This is a genomic window from Streptomyces sp. NPDC043746, assembly GCF_056436485.1.
Window position 1 is genome coordinate 52,865 of sequence record NZ_JBWKCM010000025.1, and the last position, 18,054, is coordinate 70,918.

18 protein-coding genes are annotated in these 18,054 nt (G+C 71.6%); 15 read left to right on the plus strand and 3 right to left on the minus strand.

All coding sequences use genetic code 11. The features are described from left to right. Positions 1 to 283: 283 nt before the first annotated feature. The 8 genes from AC0682_RS24260 to AC0682_RS24295 all read left to right on the plus strand — a co-directional run bounded on the left by AC0682_RS24260 (position 284) and on the right by AC0682_RS24295 (position 7,733). Complete coding sequence (locus AC0682_RS24260) at positions 284 to 1,567, plus strand: ATP-binding protein (protein ID WP_478535081.1); 1,284 nt, start codon at positions 284 to 286, stop codon at positions 1,565 to 1,567. Then, positions 1,564 to 1,968: a roadblock/LC7 domain-containing protein gene (locus AC0682_RS24265; RefSeq protein WP_478535082.1), complete on the plus strand. Its 405-nt coding sequence runs from the start codon at positions 1,564 to 1,566 to the stop codon at positions 1,966 to 1,968. Before AC0682_RS24260 ends, AC0682_RS24265 begins: the two co-directional genes overlap by 4 nt. After that, a complete protein-coding gene (locus tag AC0682_RS24270; RefSeq protein ID WP_478535083.1) occupies positions 1,965 to 2,339 on the plus strand; it encodes a DUF742 domain-containing protein in 375 nt (124 codons plus the stop codon). The genes AC0682_RS24265 and AC0682_RS24270 overlap by 4 nt, the downstream gene beginning before the upstream one ends. Next, entirely contained in the window at positions 2,314 to 2,904 is a 591-nt protein-coding gene (locus AC0682_RS24275) for a GTP-binding protein (RefSeq protein WP_478535084.1), read from the plus strand. Before AC0682_RS24270 ends, AC0682_RS24275 begins: the two co-directional genes overlap by 26 nt. 79 nt (positions 2,905 to 2,983) lie before the next feature. Beyond that, positions 2,984 to 4,411 carry a cytochrome P450 family protein gene (locus tag AC0682_RS24280; RefSeq protein ID WP_254812205.1) on the plus strand — a complete coding sequence of 476 codons (1,428 nt, stop codon included), beginning with the start codon at positions 2,984 to 2,986 and terminating at the stop codon, positions 4,409 to 4,411. 290 nt (positions 4,412 to 4,701) lie between these two features. After that, positions 4,702 to 5,832, plus strand: a complete 1,131-nt coding sequence (locus AC0682_RS24285; protein ID WP_478535130.1) for a cytochrome P450 — start codon at positions 4,702 to 4,704, stop codon at positions 5,830 to 5,832. Further along, a complete protein-coding gene (locus tag AC0682_RS24290) occupies positions 5,829 to 6,713 on the plus strand; it encodes an enoyl-CoA hydratase/isomerase family protein (protein ID WP_478535085.1) in 885 nt (294 codons plus the stop codon). The genes AC0682_RS24285 and AC0682_RS24290 overlap by 4 nt, the downstream gene beginning before the upstream one ends. A 24-nt stretch (positions 6,714 to 6,737) precedes the next feature. After that, a complete protein-coding gene (locus AC0682_RS24295; RefSeq protein ID WP_478535086.1) occupies positions 6,738 to 7,733 on the plus strand; it encodes a TerC family protein in 996 nt (331 codons plus the stop codon). A 124-nt stretch (positions 7,734 to 7,857) separates the two neighbouring features. Here the strand turns inward: AC0682_RS24295 and AC0682_RS24300 are convergent, their stop codons facing one another. Next, entirely contained in the window at positions 7,858 to 8,472 is a 615-nt protein-coding gene (locus AC0682_RS24300; RefSeq protein ID WP_478535087.1) for a GNAT family N-acetyltransferase, read from the minus strand. Positions 8,473 to 8,650: 178 nt separating this feature from the next. Between AC0682_RS24300 and AC0682_RS24305 the strand changes: the two genes are divergently transcribed. The 5 genes from AC0682_RS24305 to AC0682_RS24325 all read left to right on the plus strand — a co-directional run bounded on the left by AC0682_RS24305 (position 8,651) and on the right by AC0682_RS24325 (position 13,713). Continuing rightward, positions 8,651 to 9,451, plus strand: coding sequence for a VOC family protein (locus AC0682_RS24305; RefSeq protein ID WP_478535088.1), 801 nt, complete (start codon positions 8,651 to 8,653; stop codon positions 9,449 to 9,451). A gap of 139 nt (positions 9,452 to 9,590) precedes the next feature. Then, complete coding sequence (locus tag AC0682_RS24310) at positions 9,591 to 9,986, plus strand: TOBE domain-containing protein (RefSeq protein ID WP_478535089.1); 396 nt, start codon at positions 9,591 to 9,593, stop codon at positions 9,984 to 9,986. Between the two features lie 236 nt (positions 9,987 to 10,222). Beyond that, positions 10,223 to 11,011, plus strand: coding sequence for a molybdate ABC transporter substrate-binding protein (gene modA, locus AC0682_RS24315; protein WP_478535090.1), 789 nt, complete (start codon positions 10,223 to 10,225; stop codon positions 11,009 to 11,011). Positions 11,012 to 11,207: 196 nt separating this feature from the next. After that, complete coding sequence (locus tag AC0682_RS24320; RefSeq protein ID WP_478535091.1) at positions 11,208 to 13,226, plus strand: ABC transporter permease; 2,019 nt, start codon at positions 11,208 to 11,210, stop codon at positions 13,224 to 13,226. Between the two features lie 121 nt (positions 13,227 to 13,347). After that, on the plus strand, positions 13,348 to 13,713 hold the full coding sequence (locus tag AC0682_RS24325) for a PH domain-containing protein (RefSeq protein WP_254812201.1): 366 nt from the start codon (positions 13,348 to 13,350) through the stop codon (positions 13,711 to 13,713). A gap of 15 nt (positions 13,714 to 13,728) precedes the next feature. Here AC0682_RS24325 and AC0682_RS24330 read toward each other — a convergent pair whose 3' ends face one another. After that, positions 13,729 to 14,499 carry a peptidoglycan recognition protein family protein gene (locus AC0682_RS24330; protein ID WP_254812200.1) on the minus strand — a complete coding sequence of 257 codons (771 nt, stop codon included), beginning with the start codon at positions 14,497 to 14,499 and terminating at the stop codon, positions 13,729 to 13,731. A 172-nt stretch (positions 14,500 to 14,671) separates the two neighbouring features. On the opposite strand from AC0682_RS24330, the gene AC0682_RS24335 reads away from it, so the two are divergent. Together AC0682_RS24335 and AC0682_RS24340 are read left to right on the plus strand one after the other, a co-directional pair. Continuing rightward, the gene (locus AC0682_RS24335; RefSeq protein WP_478535092.1) at positions 14,672 to 16,198 is read left to right on the plus strand and encodes an APC family permease; all 1,527 of its coding nucleotides are present in this window, start codon (positions 14,672 to 14,674) and stop codon (positions 16,196 to 16,198) included. A gap of 1 nt (position 16,199) precedes the next feature. Further along, a complete protein-coding gene (locus AC0682_RS24340) occupies positions 16,200 to 16,625 on the plus strand; it encodes a universal stress protein (protein ID WP_478535093.1) in 426 nt (141 codons plus the stop codon). Between the two features lie 19 nt (positions 16,626 to 16,644). On the opposite strand, the gene AC0682_RS24345 is transcribed toward AC0682_RS24340, so the two are convergent. Further along, entirely contained in the window at positions 16,645 to 17,871 is a 1,227-nt protein-coding gene (locus AC0682_RS24345) for a cation:proton antiporter (RefSeq protein WP_478535094.1), read from the minus strand. Positions 17,872 to 18,054: the final 183 nt, after the last annotated feature.

The following is an 18,054-nucleotide window of genomic DNA, read 5'->3' on the forward strand; positions in this document are numbered from 1 at the left end:
GGGCAGAACGGCCTCCTCCACGTCTCCGCAATGTGAACGTTCTGCGCCAAGTGACAACTGGCGTGGCGGGCTTGACATTTCAGCGTGCGACCGATGGTAAGATCATCTTACTTCCAGTGGGCTGATGGCGTATGGGGGCATTCCGGGAGGAATGGATTCCTCGGCCCCACCTTCGGAGGGGCACCTCCCGAAGCGGCGCACGGTCGTGGCGAACAAGCCCTGGTCGCGTGCCGCATGACGGGGTGTCAAGCCGTTTCCAGCCATGGCACTTGAAGTGAGTCTCATGACATTTCCACAGGGCCCCGTCATCTGGGCGCTGGTTGTCGTAGCAGTGGTCGCCGTGGGTGCCGTTCTGCGGGCTCGCGCGACCAACGTCGAACTACGCAGGGGCAACGCCGAGCTGAGCGCCGAGCGCGACGAGCTCCTGCGGCAGCGGGACGAACTCCACGTCGTCCACAACGGGCTCCTCCAGCGGCAGGCATCCGAGCTGGCCGAGGTCCGCAAGGACGCCGAGGAGGAGACCAAAGCGGTCCTCAAGGCCGCCGTCCGCACTCTTCAGGGCCTCGCCGACGAGCAGCAGGTCGTGATCGAGAAGGCCCAGCGCAAGTACGGCGACGACCCCGGGATCCTCGCCGACCTGATGGCCATGGACCACGCCAACAGCCAGTTCGGGCGGCGCGCCCAGGGCATCGCCGTCCTCTGCGGCGGCTGGCTCGGCCGACGCGAGACCGTGGCCTCCGTCTTCGACGTGGCCCGCAGCGCCCAGGGCCGTATCCGCCACTTCGACCGGGTCCGGGTCAACGGCCAGGTGAACTTCTCGGTCGTCAGCCGGGCCGTCGAACCGGTCGCCGTGGTCCTCGCCGAGCTGCTCGCCAACGCCACCAACTACTCCGCCCCCGGCACCCCGGTGGAGATCAACATCCAGGCCGTGCCGACGGGCGTCTGCCTCATCGTCGACGACGCCGGTCTCGGCATGGGCCAGGAGGAGAAGGACCGCGCCGCGGCCCTGCTGACCCCCCAGGCGGCGATCAGCGTCTCCAGCCTGGGCATCCCGCCGCAGTTCGGGTTCGCCGTCTCCGGGATGCTCGCCGCCCGCTACGGGTTCCGGGTCTCGGTGGACTCCGTTTCCCCCTATGGAGGCGTACGAGCGGTGGTACTGATCCCCGACGAGCTGCTCACCACTGAGGTCCCGCAGCCCTCCCCGGCCGCCGCCGAGGTCCCCCAGGACCCCGAGGCGTACGGGAACCAGCATCAGCAGCCCCAGATCCACCAGCCCGCTCAGTGGCAGCAGCAGGCGCCCGCCCCCGCGCCGAACCCGCCCACCCCGCTCTTCCCCCCGGCGGACCGGCGCCCGGACACCGCCACGCAGCAGCTCGCCCAGATCACCACCACCTCCGGCGGCCTGCCGAAGCGTCGTCGCAAGAGCCCCGTCTCCGCGGTGCCCCCGGCCGAGCCCCAGCCGCTGCGCAGCAGCGAGGAGACCGCCTCCCGCCTGGGCGCCTTCCAGCGCGGCACCCGCTCCGGGCGGTCCACGACGACGACCACGGAAGGATCCGAGATCCAGTGAACCCCGACCTGTCCTGGGTACTCAACGATGTGCTCCAGGTACCCGGAGCCCGGCACGCGATCCTCGTCTCCGCCGACGGGCTGCTCCTCGCCAACTCCAGCGAGATCGGCCGGGACGACGCGGAGACCGTCGCCGCGGCCATGAGTTCCATGCAGTCCCTCAGCCGCGCCGTCGCCCCCTTCATCGGCACCCGTGACCCGGGCCGCTGGCGCCAGACGCTCCTGGAGTACGAGGACGGCTGGATCTTCCTCATCGCCGCGGGTACCGGCGCCTACCTCGCCGCCACCGCAGCCGCCGACGTGGACATGGAGGCGATGTCCTTCCGGATGCAGCAGCAGGTCACCGCGCTGGGCAAGGCGATGACGACGCCGCCCCGCCAGAACGTGGGCAGCGAGATATGAGCGTCCCGGGCGAGGAGTCCAGCGTCAGCGCCGGGTTCGTCCGGTCCTACGTCATCACCGGGGGACGGGGGCTGCCCGACGCGGACGAACTCTCCCTCGTCACCCTCGTCACCCTCGCCCCCGACCGGCAGCCGCCGCCCAACCCGAGCCCCGAGATCAAGGCGATCTGGGAGCTGTGCTCCGGCGGCTACCTCTCGGTGGCGGAGGTCGCCGGCCACCTCGGGCTGCCGGTCGGCGTGGCGCGGCTGCTGCTCCAGGACTTAAACCAGCAGGGACATCTCCTGCGCCGCAAGGCTCCGCCACCGGCCCAGCTCGTCGACAGAAAGATCCTCGAAGAGGTGTTGCATGGACTCCAAGTCCGCTTCGGCTGAGAGCATCTATGTGCCGGACGCGGTGCGGCGCGCCGCGAAGATCCTGGTCGTCGGGCACTTCGCCGTAGGCAAGACGACGCTGATCGGCACGCTCTCCGAGATCACCCCGCTGCGCACCGAGGAGCGGATGACGCAGGCCGCCGCGCAGGTGGACGATCTGCGCGGGGCGCCCGACAAGACGACGACCACGGTCGCCCTGGACTTCGGACGCCTCACCCTCAGCGACGAGCTGGTGCTCTACCTGTTCGGTACGCCGGGGCAGCAGCGGTTCGTCGAGCTGTGGGAGGACATGGCGCGCGGTTCGCTCGGCGCGCTGCTGCTCGTCGACCCGGCGCGGCTGGCCGACACGTTCCCCGTGATCGACCTGGTGGAGACCTACGGGCTGGAGTACGCGGTCGCCGTCAACAGCTTCGATCCGTACTCCCGGCACGCCGAGGACGAGCTGCGCGAGGCCCTCGACCTGCTGCCGGACACCCCGGTCGTCTTCTGCGACGCCCGGGACCAGAAGTCCTCCGCGCAGGCCCTGATCACCCTCGTCCGCCACCTTCTCGCGCACGCGGCCTGATCCCCGCACCCCCTCCCGTACCCCTTCTGTATCCCGAAGCCGGGGCACCCGCCCCGCGATCACCCCGAGGAAGCCGAACATGGACCCGTCGCCGGGAGCCACCCCGTACAGCGCCCCCGCCGGGTGCCCGATGCACCAGCAGCAGACCTCCCTGTACGGGCCGGAGTTCGCCGCCGATCCGCACCGCGTGTACGACGCCTTCCGGGCGCACGGCCCCGCCGCCCCGATCGAGCTGGCGCCCGGGGTGGACGCCACGCTGATCGTCCAGCACGAGGCGGCGCTGCGGGTGCTCCAGAACCCGGCGCTCTTCGCCCGGGACTCGCGGCGCTGGGCGGCGCTGCGCGAGGGCGCGATCCCGATGGACAGCCCGGTGCTGCCGATGATGATGTACCGGCCCAACTGCCTCTTCACCGACGGTGCCGAGCATCTGCGGCTGCGCAAGGCGGTCACCGAGTCGCTGGCGCGGCTCAACAGCAGCCGGGTCAGCCGGGACGTCGAGCGGATCGCGGACTACCTGATCGACCAGTTCATCGAGCGCGGCTCCGCCGACCTGCTCAACGAGTACGCCAAGCTGCTGCCGCTGCTGCTGTTCAACCAGCTCTTCGGCTGCCCCGGCGACATCGGGGACCGGCTGACCCGCTCGATGTCCGCCATCTTCGACGGCGAGGACGTGCTGCGGGCCAACGCGGAGCTGACGGAGTGCCTGATGGAGCTGGTCGCGCTCAAGCGGCGCCAGCCCGGTGAGGACATCACCTCCTGGCTGATCCAGCACCCGGCCGGGCTGAGGGACGAGGAGCTGAAGGACCAGCTCGTGATGCTGATGGGCGCCGGTGTGGAGCCGGAGCGCAATCTCATAGCGAACGCGCTGCTGCTGATGCTCTCCGGTGACCAGCCGGGCGGGCACGAGCGGCACGGCGGCGGGCACGAGCGGCGCGGTTCGGGGATGCTCGTCGAGGACGCGCTCGACGACGTCCTGTGGAACAACCCTCCGATCGCCAACTACGCCACCCACTACCCGGTACGGGACATCGAGCTGGACGGGGTGGTACTCAAGGCGGAGACGCCGGTCCTCATCAGCTTCGCCGCCGCGAACAGCGACCCGTCCCTCACCGACGCCCGCCAGACCCTCAGCAAGGGCGCCCACCTGGCCTGGGGCGCGGGTCCGCACGTCTGCCCGGCCAAGTCGCCCGCCACCCTCATCGCGCTGACCGCGATCGAGAAGATCCTCAACACCGTGCCCGACCTCTCGCTGGCCGTCCCCGCCTCGGGCGTCGCCTGGCGCCCCGGCCCCTTCCACCGGGCCCTGGTCGCCCTGCCCGTACGGTTCACGCCGACCGCGGCCCGCCGCATGCCGGCCACCGCACAGCCGCCGGCCCCGACCTCGGCGCAACTGCCCGACCCGTACCGGAACGCTCCTCCCCAGCCGGGCGCCGCCCGTCACGCTGCGGAACCGGCCAAGAAGCAGAAGGGGTGGTGGAGTTCGTTCCTCGACGTCTTCCGCGTCTGAGCAGCTGGTTTCCGCGTAAGGCTCACATGCTGACAATTCGCGAGTGACAACCGGCATTTGTGACGAATGCATGTGACGGGGGCAACAAAGTCCGATGCTTGGCGCAGCTATCCGGAGGGGTAGGTTCTGGGCGGTAACCCCGGGCCGAGGTCAAGGAACTCTGCGTGAGCATCACAGGTGGTACAACCAGGACCCCCGACGGTCGGCGCGCGGTGATCGGCCTGCTCCGCAGACTCAGTTCGCCCGAGGGACAGGCCGAGCCGTACGGAATACTCGCGGAGCTGCGGACGATGGGTGACGTCGTCCGCGCTCCGTGGAACGGATACTTCGTCACCGGGTTCGACACCTGCAGCCAGGTGCTGCGCGGCCGCGACTGGCGGGCCCCCGACTTCGCCTGGCAGGAGCGGCAGGACGACGCCAAGCGGTGGGACGACCTCGCGACCCGGGAGATGACGGGCACCCTGGCCCGGCTCAACGCCCCCGAACACACCTGCCAGCGCCGCTCACTGGGCCACCTCTTCGACCGCTCCACCATCGAACGCCTCACCCCCGACGTCGAGCACCACGCCGACCGCCTCCTGGACGAGCTGGCCGGCAAGCTCCGCTGGGGTGAGGCGGACTTCGTCTCCACGGTCGGCGAGCAGCTGCCGGTCCACACCATCGGCTCCTGGCTGGGGCTGCCGCCCGAGGACTTCTCCCACATCCTGGAGATCACTCACAACCAGGTGTACGCGCAGGAGCTGCTGCCCACCAGGAGCCAGCTGGCGGTCTCCGCCGAGGCGACCGCACAGCTGCGCGCCTACTTCACCGACCTGGTCGCCCGCCGCCGCGCCGAGCCCCGCCACGACGTGCTGACCGGCTGGATCCACACCTGGGACGCGCTGGAGCCGGACCGCGAGCAGGCGGACGAGATCCTCTACCGGCTCACCATGTTCGTCACCATCGCCTCGCTGGAGACCACCGCGACGCTGCTGACGTCCATGGTCTCCCTGCTGCTGGACGGGCCCGGCCGCTGGGAGTGGCTGCGCTCGCACCCCGAGCACATCGACGCGGCCGTGGACGAGGTGCTGCGCTACGACCCGCCCATCCACATCAACACCCGGATCGCCGCCGAGGACACCGTCCTGGCCAGCGTCCCCATCAAGAAGGACAGCATGATCCACGTCCTGTACGGCGCCGCCAACCACGACCCGCGCCGCAACCCCGACCCCGGCGCCTTCGACATCCTGCGCGGCGGCAGCCACCTCACCTTCGGCGGCGGGGTGCACTACTGCCTGGGGGCGGCGCTGGCCAAACTGGAGGCACGGACGCTGCTCGCCCGCATGCTGGATCGTTTCCCCACCCTGCGGACGGTCTCCCCGCCGGTGTACGCCCCCCGGATGGTCTTCCGCCGCATCACCTCGCTGGGCGTGGCGCTGTGAAGCTCTCGCTGCCCGGTTTCCCGAACTCCTCCCCGCACGAGACGCACTCGACCCCGCCCGAGAGGCCCGCGTCCCCCGCCGAGACGGCCACGACCTCGCCGGAGACGCCGTCGACGGTACGCACCCGGCGGGAGGGTGCCGTCCTGTACGTGGAGCTGAACGCCCCGCGGACCGGGAACGCGGTCACCGAGGCGATGCTCGACGACCTGCTGGCCGTCGTCGCCTTGCCGGACCCGGAGGTGCGGGTGCTGGTGCTCAGCGCCGCCGGGAACGACTTCTGCCTGGGCGGCGACCGCGCCGAGTTCGCGGACTGGCTGGCGGAGGATCCGGCCGGCCGGGGTATCCGGGTCTCCGGTGAGAAGGCCCGCCGGGTCTGCGAGGCGCTCTCCGGCAGCCGGGCCGTCACCATCGCGCGGGTCCAGGGGAAGGCGGTCGGCGCGGGTTTCGCGCTCGCCCTCGCCTGCGATCTGCGGGTCGGCGCGGAGAACGCCTCCTTCCGGCTGCCGGAGCTGGCGCTCGGGCTGCCGACGGCGTGGGGCGGGCTGCTGCCCCGGCTGATCCACGAGGTGGGCGCGGCCCGGGTCCGGGAACTCGTCCTCACCGGGCGGGCGTTCGACGCCGCCGAGGCACAAGCGCTCTCCGTCCTTCAGCGCGTGGTTCCGGAACACGAATTGGATCAGGCCGTACAGGCCTGGGCGAAGCCCGTCGCACGCCGACCCGAGGCCGCCCTGCGGGTGACGAAAGCCCTGCTCAACTCCTATGCGGCGGCCACCCGGATGGCCGATCCCTCGTTCCTGGACGCGGAGCTGATGGCCTCCGTCGCGGCAGCCGGCCGACGCACACCCCCTCGCACTCCTGGGCCCGGCACGTCACACTCGTAACAATCGACAGGGGAGGTCTCGGGCGTGGATGTACCGGTGTGGCTCTGGGTGGCGTTCGCCGTAACGGTGATCGTCTCCCTCACAGTCGACTTGCTTGCCCACCGAAAAGCTCATGTCATCGGCTTCAGGGAAGCGGCCTGGTGGAGCGTGCTGTGGGTGAGCCTCGCGCTCATCTTCGGCGGTGTGGTCTTCTTCGTCCTCGGGACGACCGCGGGGACGGAATACACGACGGCCTGGCTGCTGGAGAAGAGTCTCTCGGTCGACAACCTCTTCGTCTTCGCGCTGATCTTCGCCTATTTCAAGGTGCCCCGCGAATATCAGCACCGGGTTCTGTTCTTCGGTGTCATCGGCGCCCTGGTGTTCCGCGCGATATTCCTGACGGCCGGCGTCGCGGTGGTGAACCGCTTCACCTTCGTGCTCTTCCTCTTCGCGGCGATCCTGTTCTACAGCGCCTACAAGATCCTCAAGGGCGAGGAGGACAGTTTCGATCCGGGCAAGAGCTTCGCGGTGCGGATGCTGCGGAGGATCATGCCGGTCCGGAACGAGTACGCGGGAACGCACTTCGTCATACGGGAGGAGGGGAAGCTGGTCGCCACACCGCTGCTCGCGGTGGTGGCCGCGATCGAGGCGGCCGACCTGCTCTTCGCCGTCGACAGCGTGCCCGCCGTGCTGGCGGTCAGCGACGACGCGTTCATCGTCTACACCAGCAACGCGTTCGCCATTCTGGGGCTGCGGGCCCTCTACTTCCTGCTGGCAGGACTGCTGGACCGCTTCCACTACCTGAGTACGGGCCTGGCCGTCATTCTGGCCTTCATCGGGGTCAAGCTCCTTCTCCAGGCCTCGCACAAGATGATCAGCACCTCCGTTCCGGAGATTCCCTCACCGGTCAGCCTGACGGTGATCGTGGTCATCCTGACGATCTCGGTCGTGCTCAGTATTCGGCGCCCACCGCCGAACGCGGATTCCGACGAGAGTGCGGGGAGTACGGAGAAGCCCTCTGACGGGAAGCCGGCCGGGTAGACCAGGCGGGCAGGGGCCGGGCGAAGCCGGGGGAAGGGGATTCCCCACGGCGATGCCCGGCCTTGTCGCTGCTCCCGCGGCGGCCCGTCACGGCTCGGCCCGCGGCGGCTCGGCCCGCGGCGGCTCAGCCCGCGGCGAGCCGTTCCGTCAGCCGGGCCGTGAGCCGGGCCTTCGCGGCCGGCCACTCGTCGGCGAGCAGCGAGAAGTAGACGCTGTCCCGCCAGCTCCCGTCGGGCCGCCGCCGGTGGCGGCGGAGCACCCCCTCACGGACCGCCCCGAGCCGGGTGATCGCCGCCTGGGAGCGCTCGTTGCGGTGGTCGGTCTTCAACTGCACGCGCCCCATCCCCAGTTCGTCGAAGGCGTGGCCGAGCAGCAGCAGCTTCGTCTCGGTGTTGACCTCGGTGCGCCAGTACGCCCGCCCGTACCAGGTCCAGCCGATCTCCAGCCGCTCGTCGGGCACCGAGATGTCCAGGTAGGTGGTCCAGCCGACGGCCCGCCCGCTCGCGCGGTGGACCACGGCGAACGGGACGTACGCGCCGCACTCGGCCTCGGCGAGCACGCCCTCCAGCCGGGTCAGCAGCTCCTCGCGGGTCCGCGGCGCCGGACCGCCCAGCCAGCGCCACACCTCCTCGTCCCGGCCGCCCGCCTCGAAGAGATCGTCGAGGTGGCCGGTGGTCAGCGGAACGAGGGTCACGTACTGCCCGGTCAGGGTCACGGGCCGAGGGGTAAGCGCAGGCATGACGGGACCCTAACCTTTTATGTACTAGCACACAACATATACGTACTAGTGCATAAGCCGGGCGGAGTTGTCCCGGCGCGCGCGTACGCGGACTGCTGACTAGCGTGACGGGAGGGGGCGGCCAGGAGCAGCAACGAAGGACCACGAGAGGGTCCAGGACCGGAAGAGGACCAGTGCCATGGCTGTACAACCCGAAGGCACCCCGTGTTGGGCGGACGCCATGTTCGCCGACCTGGAGGGCGCCAAGAGCTTCTACGGTGACGTGCTCGGCTGGACGTTCGGCGAGAGCTCGTCGGAGTTCGGTGACTACACGACGGCGTACGCGAACGGCAAGGCGGCGGCCGCCGTGGTGCCCCCCATGCCCGGCGCGGACGGAGCATCCGCGTGGTGCCTGTATCTGGCCTCGCCGGATACCGCCGCCACCGGCGAGAAGATCCGCGCCAACGGCGGCGAGGTGCTGATGGAGCCCATGCAGGTGGGCGGCTTCGGCACGATGCTGCTGGCCCGCGACCCCGGCGGCGCGGCCTTCGGCGTCTGGCAGGCCGCCGAGCACGAGGGGTTCGAGACGGAGACGGGCTCGGTCGGCGGCTACTGCTGGGGCGAGGTCTTCACCCGGGACCCGAAGGCCGCGGACACGTTCTTCCCGGCCGTCTTCGGCTACGCGGTACGGAAGTTCGACGACGAGTCGATGGACTTCACCATGTACGACGTCCAGGGCGAGACGGTGCTCGGCCGGATGACGATGGGCGACGACTTCCCGCCGGAGGTGCCCGCGTTCCTGAACGTTTACTTCACCATCCCGGACTGCGACGCGGCGGTGGCGAAGGCGACCGAACGGGGCGGGGTACTGCGGTTCGGGCCGATGGACAGCCCCTTCGGCCGGTTCGCGGCGCTCTCCGACCCGCAGGGCGCGACGTTCTCCGTGATCGACGTGACGAGGACGGAGGGTGAGATGCCGGCGACGAGCCCGGCGGCCTGAGCCCGGCCCCGGCACCACGGAGCCCCCGGACCCTCCCCGGTCCGGGGGCTCCGTACGATCCTCCGAGAACCTCGCATCTGCGATGGTCGATCACCTCAAGGGTGGCACATGCAAGCCCAACTGGCCTAGCGTGTCGCACATGCAGTCGTACACAATCGGTCAGGCAGCACGACTTCTCGGCGTCAGCCCCGACACCGCCCGACGCTGGGCGGACGCCGGCCGGGTCGCGACCCATCGCGACGAGACCGGCCGACGGCTGATCGACGGTCGTGCGCTGGCCGCCTTCTCGATCGAGGTCGGCCAGGGCGCCGCCGACGAGGAGGAGACCCCGTACACCTCGGCGCGCAACGCCTTCCCGGGCATCGTCACCGCGGTGAAGCTCGGCGATGTCGCGGCCCAGGTCGAGATCCAGGCCGGCCCGCACCGGCTCGTCTCCCTCCTGACCCGGGAGGCGGTCGAGGAGCTGGGCCTGGAGGTCGGCATGCAGGCGACCGCCCGGGTGAAGTCGACCAACGTGCACATCGACCGCACCTGAGTCGTCTGGGCCGGGCCGTCCTCCACCGCCCGGACCGGGAGACCGCGGCCGGTGCGGAGCACGGCCCGCAGGCCCGTCACGTACCTCTCCCTGGCCCGTGGGCCATGACCACCGCCCCGCCTCTCGTACACCGCCCCACCTCTCGCATCCCGGCCCGACCACGCGCCCCGCGCGCACTCGTCCTGCCCGCGGACGGCACCCGCCGACCGGGCTCGCAGCCAAGGAGCCCCGCCCTCATGCCCCTCCCGCTCACCCGCCGCCGTACCGCCGCCGTCCTGACGGCCGCCCTCCTCCTCCCGCTCGCCGCCTGCGGGGACGACGGTCCCGGCGCGGGGAAGGACGGCGCCTCCGGCGCCCCGGCCGCCGAGCTGACCGTGCTGGCCGCCGCCTCGCTGACCGATGCCTTCAAGGAGGCGGGAGCGACGTACGAGAGGGAGAACCCGGGCACGAAGGTCACGTTCTCCTTCGCGGGCTCCCAGGAGCTGGCCGCCCAGGTCAGGCAGGGCGCCCCCGCCGACGCCCTGGTCACCGCCGACACCAGGACGATGGACGGCCTCTCCGCCGAGGCCGGCACCCCGACCGTCATCGCCAAGAACCGGCTGGTCATCGCCGTCGGCGCGGGCAACCCGGAGAGGGTCGGGAGCCTCGGGGACCTCGCCGGCACCCGGCTCAAGGTCGTCCTGGCCGCCCCCGAGGTGCCGGTGGGCCGCTACAGCAAGCAGATCCTCGACGCGCAGCGGATCGTGGTGAAGCCGGTCTCCCTGGAGCCCAACGTCCGCGCGGTCCTCGGCAAGGTCGAGCTGGGCGAGGCGGACGCGGGGCTCGTATACAAATCGGACGCCGAGGCCGCCACCGACAAAGTCGACGCGATCGACATCCCTGACGCGGAGAACGCCGTCGCCTCCTACCCGGCCGCCACGCTGAAGGCGTCCAGGCACGGCGAGGCCGCCGCCGCGTTCGTCGCCTGGCTCTCTACGCCCGCCGCGCAGAAGATCCTCCGGGACGCGGGCTTCCAGCAGCCGTAACCTGCGCTACGGACCAGCATCCGCAGCCCGCCCTGCGGACCGACAGCCGTTCACCGGCGCACGCCCCTGCGGCGTATCCCGCCCCGCCCCGGCGGGCCCGTACCGCACGGCAGCCGCTCCACGTCCCGGCAGGCCCGCACCGCCGCCCGACGGGCCTGCCGGGCACCCGCACCTCCAGCCGCCAGACGAGGCCACCATGAAACGACCGGCACTCCGCCGTAAGCCCAAGGTCCCCGCCCCGATCCTGCTGACCGTGCCCGCGCTGCTGGCCGTGGCGCTCCTGATGCTGCCGCTCGTCGGCATCCTGGCCCGTACCCCCTGGGGCGACCTCGGCGCGCACCTCACCGCCGGACCGACCACCCAGGCGCTCCGCCTCTCCCTGCTGGTCTCGCTCTGGTCACTCGGCCTCTCGCTGCTGCTCGGGGTGCCGTTGGCCTGGCTGCTGGCCCGGGTGCCGTTCCCCGGCAAGGCGTTCGTCCGCTCGCTGGTGCTGCTGCCGATGGTGCTGCCGCCCACGGTCGGCGGAGTGGCGCTGCTGCTGGCGTTCGGGCGGCGCGGACTGCTCGGACCGTGGCTGGAGGACACGTTCGGGATCACGCTGCCCTTCCACACCTCGGGGGCGGTGCTGGCCGCCACGTTCGTCGCGATGCCGTTCCTGGTCGTCTCGCTGGAGGGTGCGCTGAATGGTCTGCGCCCCCGGTACGAGGAGACCGCGGCATCGCTCGGAGCCTCGCCGGTACGGGTGTTCCTCACCGTGACCCTGCCGATGGTCGCCCCCGGGCTGATCGCCGGAGCGGCCCTCACCTGGGCGCGGGCGCTCGGGGAGTTCGGCGCCACCATCACCTTCGCCGGGAACCTCCCGGGCACCACGCAGACCCTGCCGCTCCAGGTCTATCTGCTGCTCCAGGAGTCGCCGGAGGCCGCCACCTCGCTCTCGCTGCTGCTCCTGGCCATCGCCATGGCCGTGCTGATCGCGCTGCGCGGCCGGTGGACCGGCACCCCGGGCGACCACCACCGGGAGCGGGGGCGCGCCCCCCTCCCGGAGGAGCCGAAGGGCGCGGCGCCGGGCGCCCTGCCGTACGTACGGGAGCCCGAACCACCCACGTACCTACGGGACGAGGCCTCCCGGGACGTCCTGGCCGGGGCCCCCGGCCACACCCTGGCCAAGCCCCCCCGGGAGCGCTGGTCCGTGCACGCCGACGTCACCGGCTTCACCCGGCTCACCCTGGCCGCCGACCCCGGAACCACCATCGCGGTCGTCGGCCCCAACGGCGCGGGCAAGACCACCCTCCTGCGCGCCCTCCTCGGGCTCACCCCCCGGGCCCACGCCGCACTCCGCCTGGGGGACAGCGACGTCACCAGCCTCCCCCCGCACCGCCGAGGGGTCGCCTGGGTCCCCCAGGACGGGGCGCTCTTCTGGCACCTGAGCGCCCTGTCCAACACGGCGTACGGGCTCCGCGCCCATGGCGTCCCCCGGGCGGAGGCCCGGCGGGAGGCGCAGGCCTGGCTGGACCGGCTCGGCGTCGGCCACCTGGCCCACCGCAAGCCCGGCCGGCTCTCCGGCGGCCAGGCCCAGCGGGTCGCCCTGGCCCGCGCGCTGGCCGCCCGCCCACGCCTGCTGCTGCTGGACGAACCGCTCGCCGCCCTCGACCAGACCACCCGGGCCCATGTCCGGCACACCCTGCGCCGGCACCTCGCGGACTTCGGCGGGGTCTGCCTGATCGTCACGCACGACCCGGTCGAGGCGGTCTCGCTGGCCGACCGGGTCCTGGTCCTGGACGACGGCCGGGTCCTCCAGGACGAGCCGCCCGCGGAGGTGACCCGCCACCCGCGCTCCCCCTGGGTGGCCCGGATGCTCGGCCGCAACGCCTGGCCCGGCACCGCGACCGCCGACGGCCTGGACCTGGCGGGCGGCGGCCGTCTCGTGGTCGCCGAACCGCTCGCCCCGGGCACGGAGGCCCTCGCGGTCATCGCCCCCGAAGCCGTCTCCGTACACCGGGGGAAACCCACCGGCTCCCCCCGCAACGTCTGGCCCGGCACGGTCCGCGAGATCACCTCGGGCGGCAGCCGGCTCCGCCTCCTCATCACCTCCGACCGGGCGCCGGACCTGGTCGCGGAGATCACCCCGCAGGCGGCGGCCGAACTGCGCATCACGGACGGCACACAGGTCTGGACGGGCGTGAAGGCGACCGAGGTGACGGTGGTCCCGCTCTGAGACCGGCCGGGTTCCCGAAACCGCCGCAGGCCACCCGAAAGCATGGCACCGGCCCCGGCGGGAACCGGAACAACTGCCGTACGCGTACTCATGTACGACAGATCCGAGAGACGGGGCATCCATGGCACTGTTCGGCAACGCGCACACCATCGACCCGGCCACCGCCCAGCAGGACTACGAACGGCTCCTCGGCCAGGGCGAGCAGGTGCACGCCGCGTTCCTGCTGATCCGCGACACGATCCTGTTCACCGACCGCCGGCTGATCCTGATCGACAAGCAGGGCATCACCGGCAAGAAGGTCGAGTACCACTCCGTGCCGTATCGCAGCATCACGCACTTCGCGGTGGAGACGGCCGGGACGTTCGATCTGGACGCGGAGCTGAAGATCTGGGTATCGGGCAGCTCGACCCCGCTCCAGAAGACGTTCACCAAGGGCGTCGACATCTACGAGGTGCAGGCGATACTGACGCAGTTCGTGGCGCGGTGACGGCCTGGGCGCCCCTCAGAAGTACGGACGCAGCCGGGAGTTCGCCGCGTTGCCCGGGGCCGAGTCGCGCATCCGGGCCACGCGCTCGCGCAGCTCTGGCAGCAGCCCGTACAGCACATCGCCCGGACAGCGGGTCTCGAAGCTGTCGCGGTGGCCCGAGATGACGTTCAGCCGGGCCACCTGACCCTCGTCGAAGCGGCTCTCCGCGTTGGTGGAGACCAGTTCGACGGTGGCGAGCGGGTCGACGCCGGGGCGCAGCTTCCAGGCTGCCAGCTCGACCAGGGCCTCCAGCATCGGCTCCGGCACCTCGGCGCCCGCCGCGAAGTCGCCGATGGCCGCGATGCCGACGGTGTCCGCGTTGAACCCCTTGGTGTGGGCGCCCAGCACCGACCGCCCCACACCGCCCGCCCGGCCCTCGTAGATGGTGCCGCAGCGGTCGACGAGGAAGTTGTAGCCGATGTCGTCCCAGCCGTCCTTCTCGACGTGGTCGCTCTGGACGGCCCGGATCAGCTCGGGGGCCTCCGCGCAGTCGTAGTCGTTGGGGTTGCCGGTGTGGTGGACGAAGACCGCCTCCGCCGCTCCGGTGTACTGCGGCTTCTCCCGGACCAGCCCCTCGTCCGCGTGCCACTCCTGGCGGCTGACGACGGCGGGCTGCGGGAGCCCGCGCGGCGGCCGGGGTCCGGTGGCCAGCTCCCGGTGCTGCTCGTGGAGCGCCGGGCCGTCCCGGAAGACCAGGAGGACCAGGGGCAGCAGCAGGGCGCCCAGGACGATTCGGCGGGACCACATGGACCCCACCCTGCGCCCCGGCCCCGGCCTCCGCAGAGGAGCTGGCCGATCGGGTGACCCTCACCCCACGAGGATTTCCTCCCGGAATGCACATGTCCATGGGTGTTCTTACGATGAGGTACTGATCATCCGCCGCCCCCCTGCGGCGCGCCCGGCCGGATCGAGGAGCGCCATGTCCCACGACGCTGTGCAGGAGGGGCAGGACGGCTCGGCGGTCAGCCTGAGGCCCAACGCCATCGGGTTCGTCGACGCTCTGGTCATCGGCCTCAACGCGACCTCCCCCGCCTACTCCCTGGCCGCCGTGATCGGCCCGATCGTGGCCCTGGTGGGGATCTACGCCCCGGGCGTCATGCTCGCCTCCTTCGTCCCGATGCTGCTGATCGCCTCGGCCTTCTACTACCTCAACAAGGTCGACCAGGACTGCGGCACGACGTTCTCCTGGGTGACCAGGGCGATGGGCCCGTGGGCGGGGTGGCTCGGCGGCTGGGCGATCACCATGACCGGGGTGCTGGTGGTCGGTTCACTGGCCGATGTGGCGGTGAGCTTCACCCTGCTGGCGGTCGGGCTGGACAGCTGGGTGGCCAACGACTTCGTACGGCAGCTCCTCACCGTGCTGCTGATCATCGTGATGACCGGACTCTGCGTCATCGGCACCGAGCTGTCGGCCAAGGTGCAGAACGCGCTGATCCTGGCGCAGGTCGCGTTCCTGCTCGTCTTCGTCGCGGTGGCGCTCTACCGGGTGTACGCGGGCACCACCGGCTTCGACTCCGTCACGCCGTCCCTGAGCTGGCTGGACCCGTTCGGCGCCGGTGGGGCCGCGCTGACCGGCGGGCTGCTGCTCGGGGTGTTCATCTACTGGGGCTGGGAGTCGGCGGTCAACCTCACCGAGGAGACCGAGAACTCGGCGAGCGCGCCGGGCAGGGCGGGGCTGTGGTCCACGGTGGTGCTCCTGGTGACCTACCTGTCGGTGGCCGTGGCCGTGGTCGCCTTCGCGGGTACGGCGTTCCTGGCCGAGAACGCCGAGGAGGAGGAGTTCGTCTTCGCCCGGCTCGCCGGGGACGTGCTGGGCGGCTGGGACTGGATCCTGCTGCTGGCCGTCGCCACCTCCGCGATCGCCTCCACCCAGACCACGATCATCCCGGCCTCCCGGACCGCCCTGTCGATGGCCCGGCGTCAGGCGCTGCCGCAGCACTTCGGGCACATCAGCCCCCGGTTCCGCACCCCGGACGTCAGTACGTGGTGGGTCGCCGCGATCGCCATCGCCTGGTACCTGGTGGTCAGCCAGATCTCCACCACCGCCCTCTTCGACTCCCTCACCGCGCTCTCCCTCCTGATCGCCTTCTACTACGCGCTCACCGGCGTGGCCTGCGCCGTCTACTACCGGCGCCACCTCACCGAGAGCGTGCGCAACCTCGTCCTCATCGGGCTGGGCCCGGTGGTCGGTGCCGGGCTGCTGACCTGGCTGCTGGTGCGGTCGGTGACGGACATGTCCGATCCGGCCAACTCCTACAGCGGCACCTCCTGGTTCGGCCTCGGCCCGCCGCTGGTCATCGGCATCGTGATCTCCCTCGTCGGCGTGATCCTCATGGTGGTGTGGCGGCTGCGGGACGCGGTGTTCTGGCAGGAGCGGCCCGGGGTCGCCGACCCGGAGCTGGTGCGCGCCACGGCCGCGGAACCCGCCGACCGGAAGGAGACTTGAGATGTCGGTCGTCCTCGGCTACGACGAGTCCCCCGGCGCCGCCCGGGCCCTGCGCATCGCCATCGAGGTGGCTGCCGCGTACGGCGAGGAGCTGGTCCTCGTCTACGGCGCCGCCGCCCCGGGCCTGCGCGAAGGGGCGGAGTACCGCAGCCACTACGACGCGATCCGGCAGGCCGGCCGCACCGGCCTGGAGCACGCGCTGGCGTCCGCCGAGGAGGCGGGGGTCCCGGCCCAGGTGGAGGTGCTGGACGAGAGCCCGGCGCAGGCCCTCCTGGACGCGGCCGAGCGGCACGCGGCCCGGGTCATCGTGGTCGGCACCTGGGGGGAGAGCCCGATGCGCGGCGCCCTCCTCGGCTCGACCCCGCACAAGCTGCTGCACATGTCCTCCGTCCCGGTGCTGTGCGTCCCGACGGAGGACGCCTCCTGACCGCGACGCCCCCGCGCCCTCACCACGCCTCCCCGCTCTCCGCCGCCCGGCTCGGCGCAGCCGCCCCCCTGCCGCCCTCCTCCTTCCGCAGCAGCCGGAACGCCAGCAGCGGGAACGTCAGCACCGACACCATCGCGGCGGCGACCAGCGCGGCGGCCTCCCCCGCCCCGATCACCTTCTCGTCCAGCCCGATCGCGGTGATCGCCACCACCAGCGGCAGACACGTGGAGGAGAACAGGGCCAGGGCGGACCGGGGCGCGCGCCCGGTCAGGTCGCGCGGGGCCAGGAGGTACGCCGGTACACCCCGGACCAGCAGGAAGAACAGCAGGAACACCGGCAGGAGCAGCAGCGGGCGGCCCCCGTCCAGGAGCGCCGCGAGATCGAAGTCGATGCCCGTGACGACGTAGAAGAACGGAACCAGGAAGCCGAATCCGATGGCCTCGATCTTCCCCAGGATCTCCCCGCTGCGCTCGGGCACCGCCCCCTGGAGGACCAGCCGGGTCAGCATCCCGGCGGCGAACGCGCCGAGCAGGGCGTCCAGGCCGAAGACATGGGCCAGTCCCAGCATCCCGGCGAGCAGCAGCATCACGAAGCGGACGGCGAACTGGCCGCTGCTGTGCAGGGTCATGGCGATGATCCGGGCGAACCACGGGGGCCTGGGCCGCATCGCCCAGAACACCGCGACCACCGTGATGACGGCGAACACCGCGAGCACCGCGCTCGCCGCCCCCGGGCTCCGCCCGCTGAACAGCAGGGCCATCGCCACGATCGGCCCGAATTCGCCGACCGACCCGAACGCCATCACCACCGACCCGAACCTCCCCTCCAGCCGCCCCGAGTCCCGCAGGATCGGCAGCACCGCGCCCAGGGCCGTACTGGTGAGCGCGGTGCCGATCACCAGGCTCTTGGCCAGGTCCGCGCCGCTGAGGAGCAGGGCGGCTCCGAGCCCGACGGCGAACGAGCAGATCCAGGCCCCGCCGGCCCGGCGCAGGGTGGAGCCGCGGACCTCCGCGAACCGGATCTCGTACCCCGCGAGGAAGATCAGCATCGAGAGGCCGAGGTCGGACAGCGCGTCGATGACCTGGTCGTGGTGGGCCCAGCCGAGCACATCGGGGCCGACCAGGATGCCGAGCACGATCTCGAAGATGACGACGGGCACGGACAGCCACCGACCGGTCGCATAGCCCAGCAGCGGGGCGAGAACCGCCAGGGCCATGATCAGGACCAGGGTCCCGGGATGCTCCATCGCTCGTGTATAGCAAGGAATGCGGCTTCATCACCCGGTATGACACCCTGCTGTCGGCGCCCGCGGGGAGGCATCTGCGCGAGGGGACGGAGGCATGCGGCGGGGGGGGGGGGGGGGGGGGGGGGGGGGGCGCACCCCGCCCGCCCGGCCGGCTGCCTCCTCCGCTTCGTCTTCCCCCCCACC

What these genes read in the sequence shown, in the direction of transcription:
- AC0682_RS24260 (WP_478535081.1), top strand. Translation starts at nt 284, where the DNA reads ATGACATTTCCACAGGGCCCCGTCATCTGGGCGCTGGTTGTCGTAGCA.
- AC0682_RS24270 (WP_478535083.1), top strand. Translation starts at nt 1,965, where the DNA reads ATGAGCGTCCCGGGCGAGGAGTCCAGCGTCAGCGCCGGGTTCGTCCGG.
- AC0682_RS24275 (WP_478535084.1), top strand. Translation starts at nt 2,314, where the DNA reads ATGGACTCCAAGTCCGCTTCGGCTGAGAGCATCTATGTGCCGGACGCG.
- AC0682_RS24280 (WP_254812205.1), top strand. Translation starts at nt 2,984, where the DNA reads ATGGACCCGTCGCCGGGAGCCACCCCGTACAGCGCCCCCGCCGGGTGC.
- AC0682_RS24285 (WP_478535130.1), top strand. Translation starts at nt 4,702, where the DNA reads ATGGGTGACGTCGTCCGCGCTCCGTGGAACGGATACTTCGTCACCGGG.
- AC0682_RS24300 (WP_478535087.1), bottom strand. Translation starts at nt 8,472, where the DNA reads ATGCCTGCGCTTACCCCTCGGCCCGTGACCCTGACCGGGCAGTACGTG.
- AC0682_RS24305 (WP_478535088.1), top strand. Translation starts at nt 8,651, where the DNA reads ATGGCTGTACAACCCGAAGGCACCCCGTGTTGGGCGGACGCCATGTTC.
- AC0682_RS24310 (WP_478535089.1), top strand. Translation starts at nt 9,591, where the DNA reads ATGCAGTCGTACACAATCGGTCAGGCAGCACGACTTCTCGGCGTCAGC.
- modA (WP_478535090.1), top strand. Translation starts at nt 10,223, where the DNA reads ATGCCCCTCCCGCTCACCCGCCGCCGTACCGCCGCCGTCCTGACGGCC.
- AC0682_RS24320 (WP_478535091.1), top strand. Translation starts at nt 11,208, where the DNA reads ATGAAACGACCGGCACTCCGCCGTAAGCCCAAGGTCCCCGCCCCGATC.
- AC0682_RS24325 (WP_254812201.1), top strand. Translation starts at nt 13,348, where the DNA reads ATGGCACTGTTCGGCAACGCGCACACCATCGACCCGGCCACCGCCCAG.
- AC0682_RS24330 (WP_254812200.1), bottom strand. Translation starts at nt 14,499, where the DNA reads ATGTGGTCCCGCCGAATCGTCCTGGGCGCCCTGCTGCTGCCCCTGGTC.
- AC0682_RS24335 (WP_478535092.1), top strand. Translation starts at nt 14,672, where the DNA reads ATGTCCCACGACGCTGTGCAGGAGGGGCAGGACGGCTCGGCGGTCAGC.
- AC0682_RS24340 (WP_478535093.1), top strand. Translation starts at nt 16,200, where the DNA reads ATGTCGGTCGTCCTCGGCTACGACGAGTCCCCCGGCGCCGCCCGGGCC.
- AC0682_RS24345 (WP_478535094.1), bottom strand. Translation starts at nt 17,871, where the DNA reads ATGGAGCATCCCGGGACCCTGGTCCTGATCATGGCCCTGGCGGTTCTC.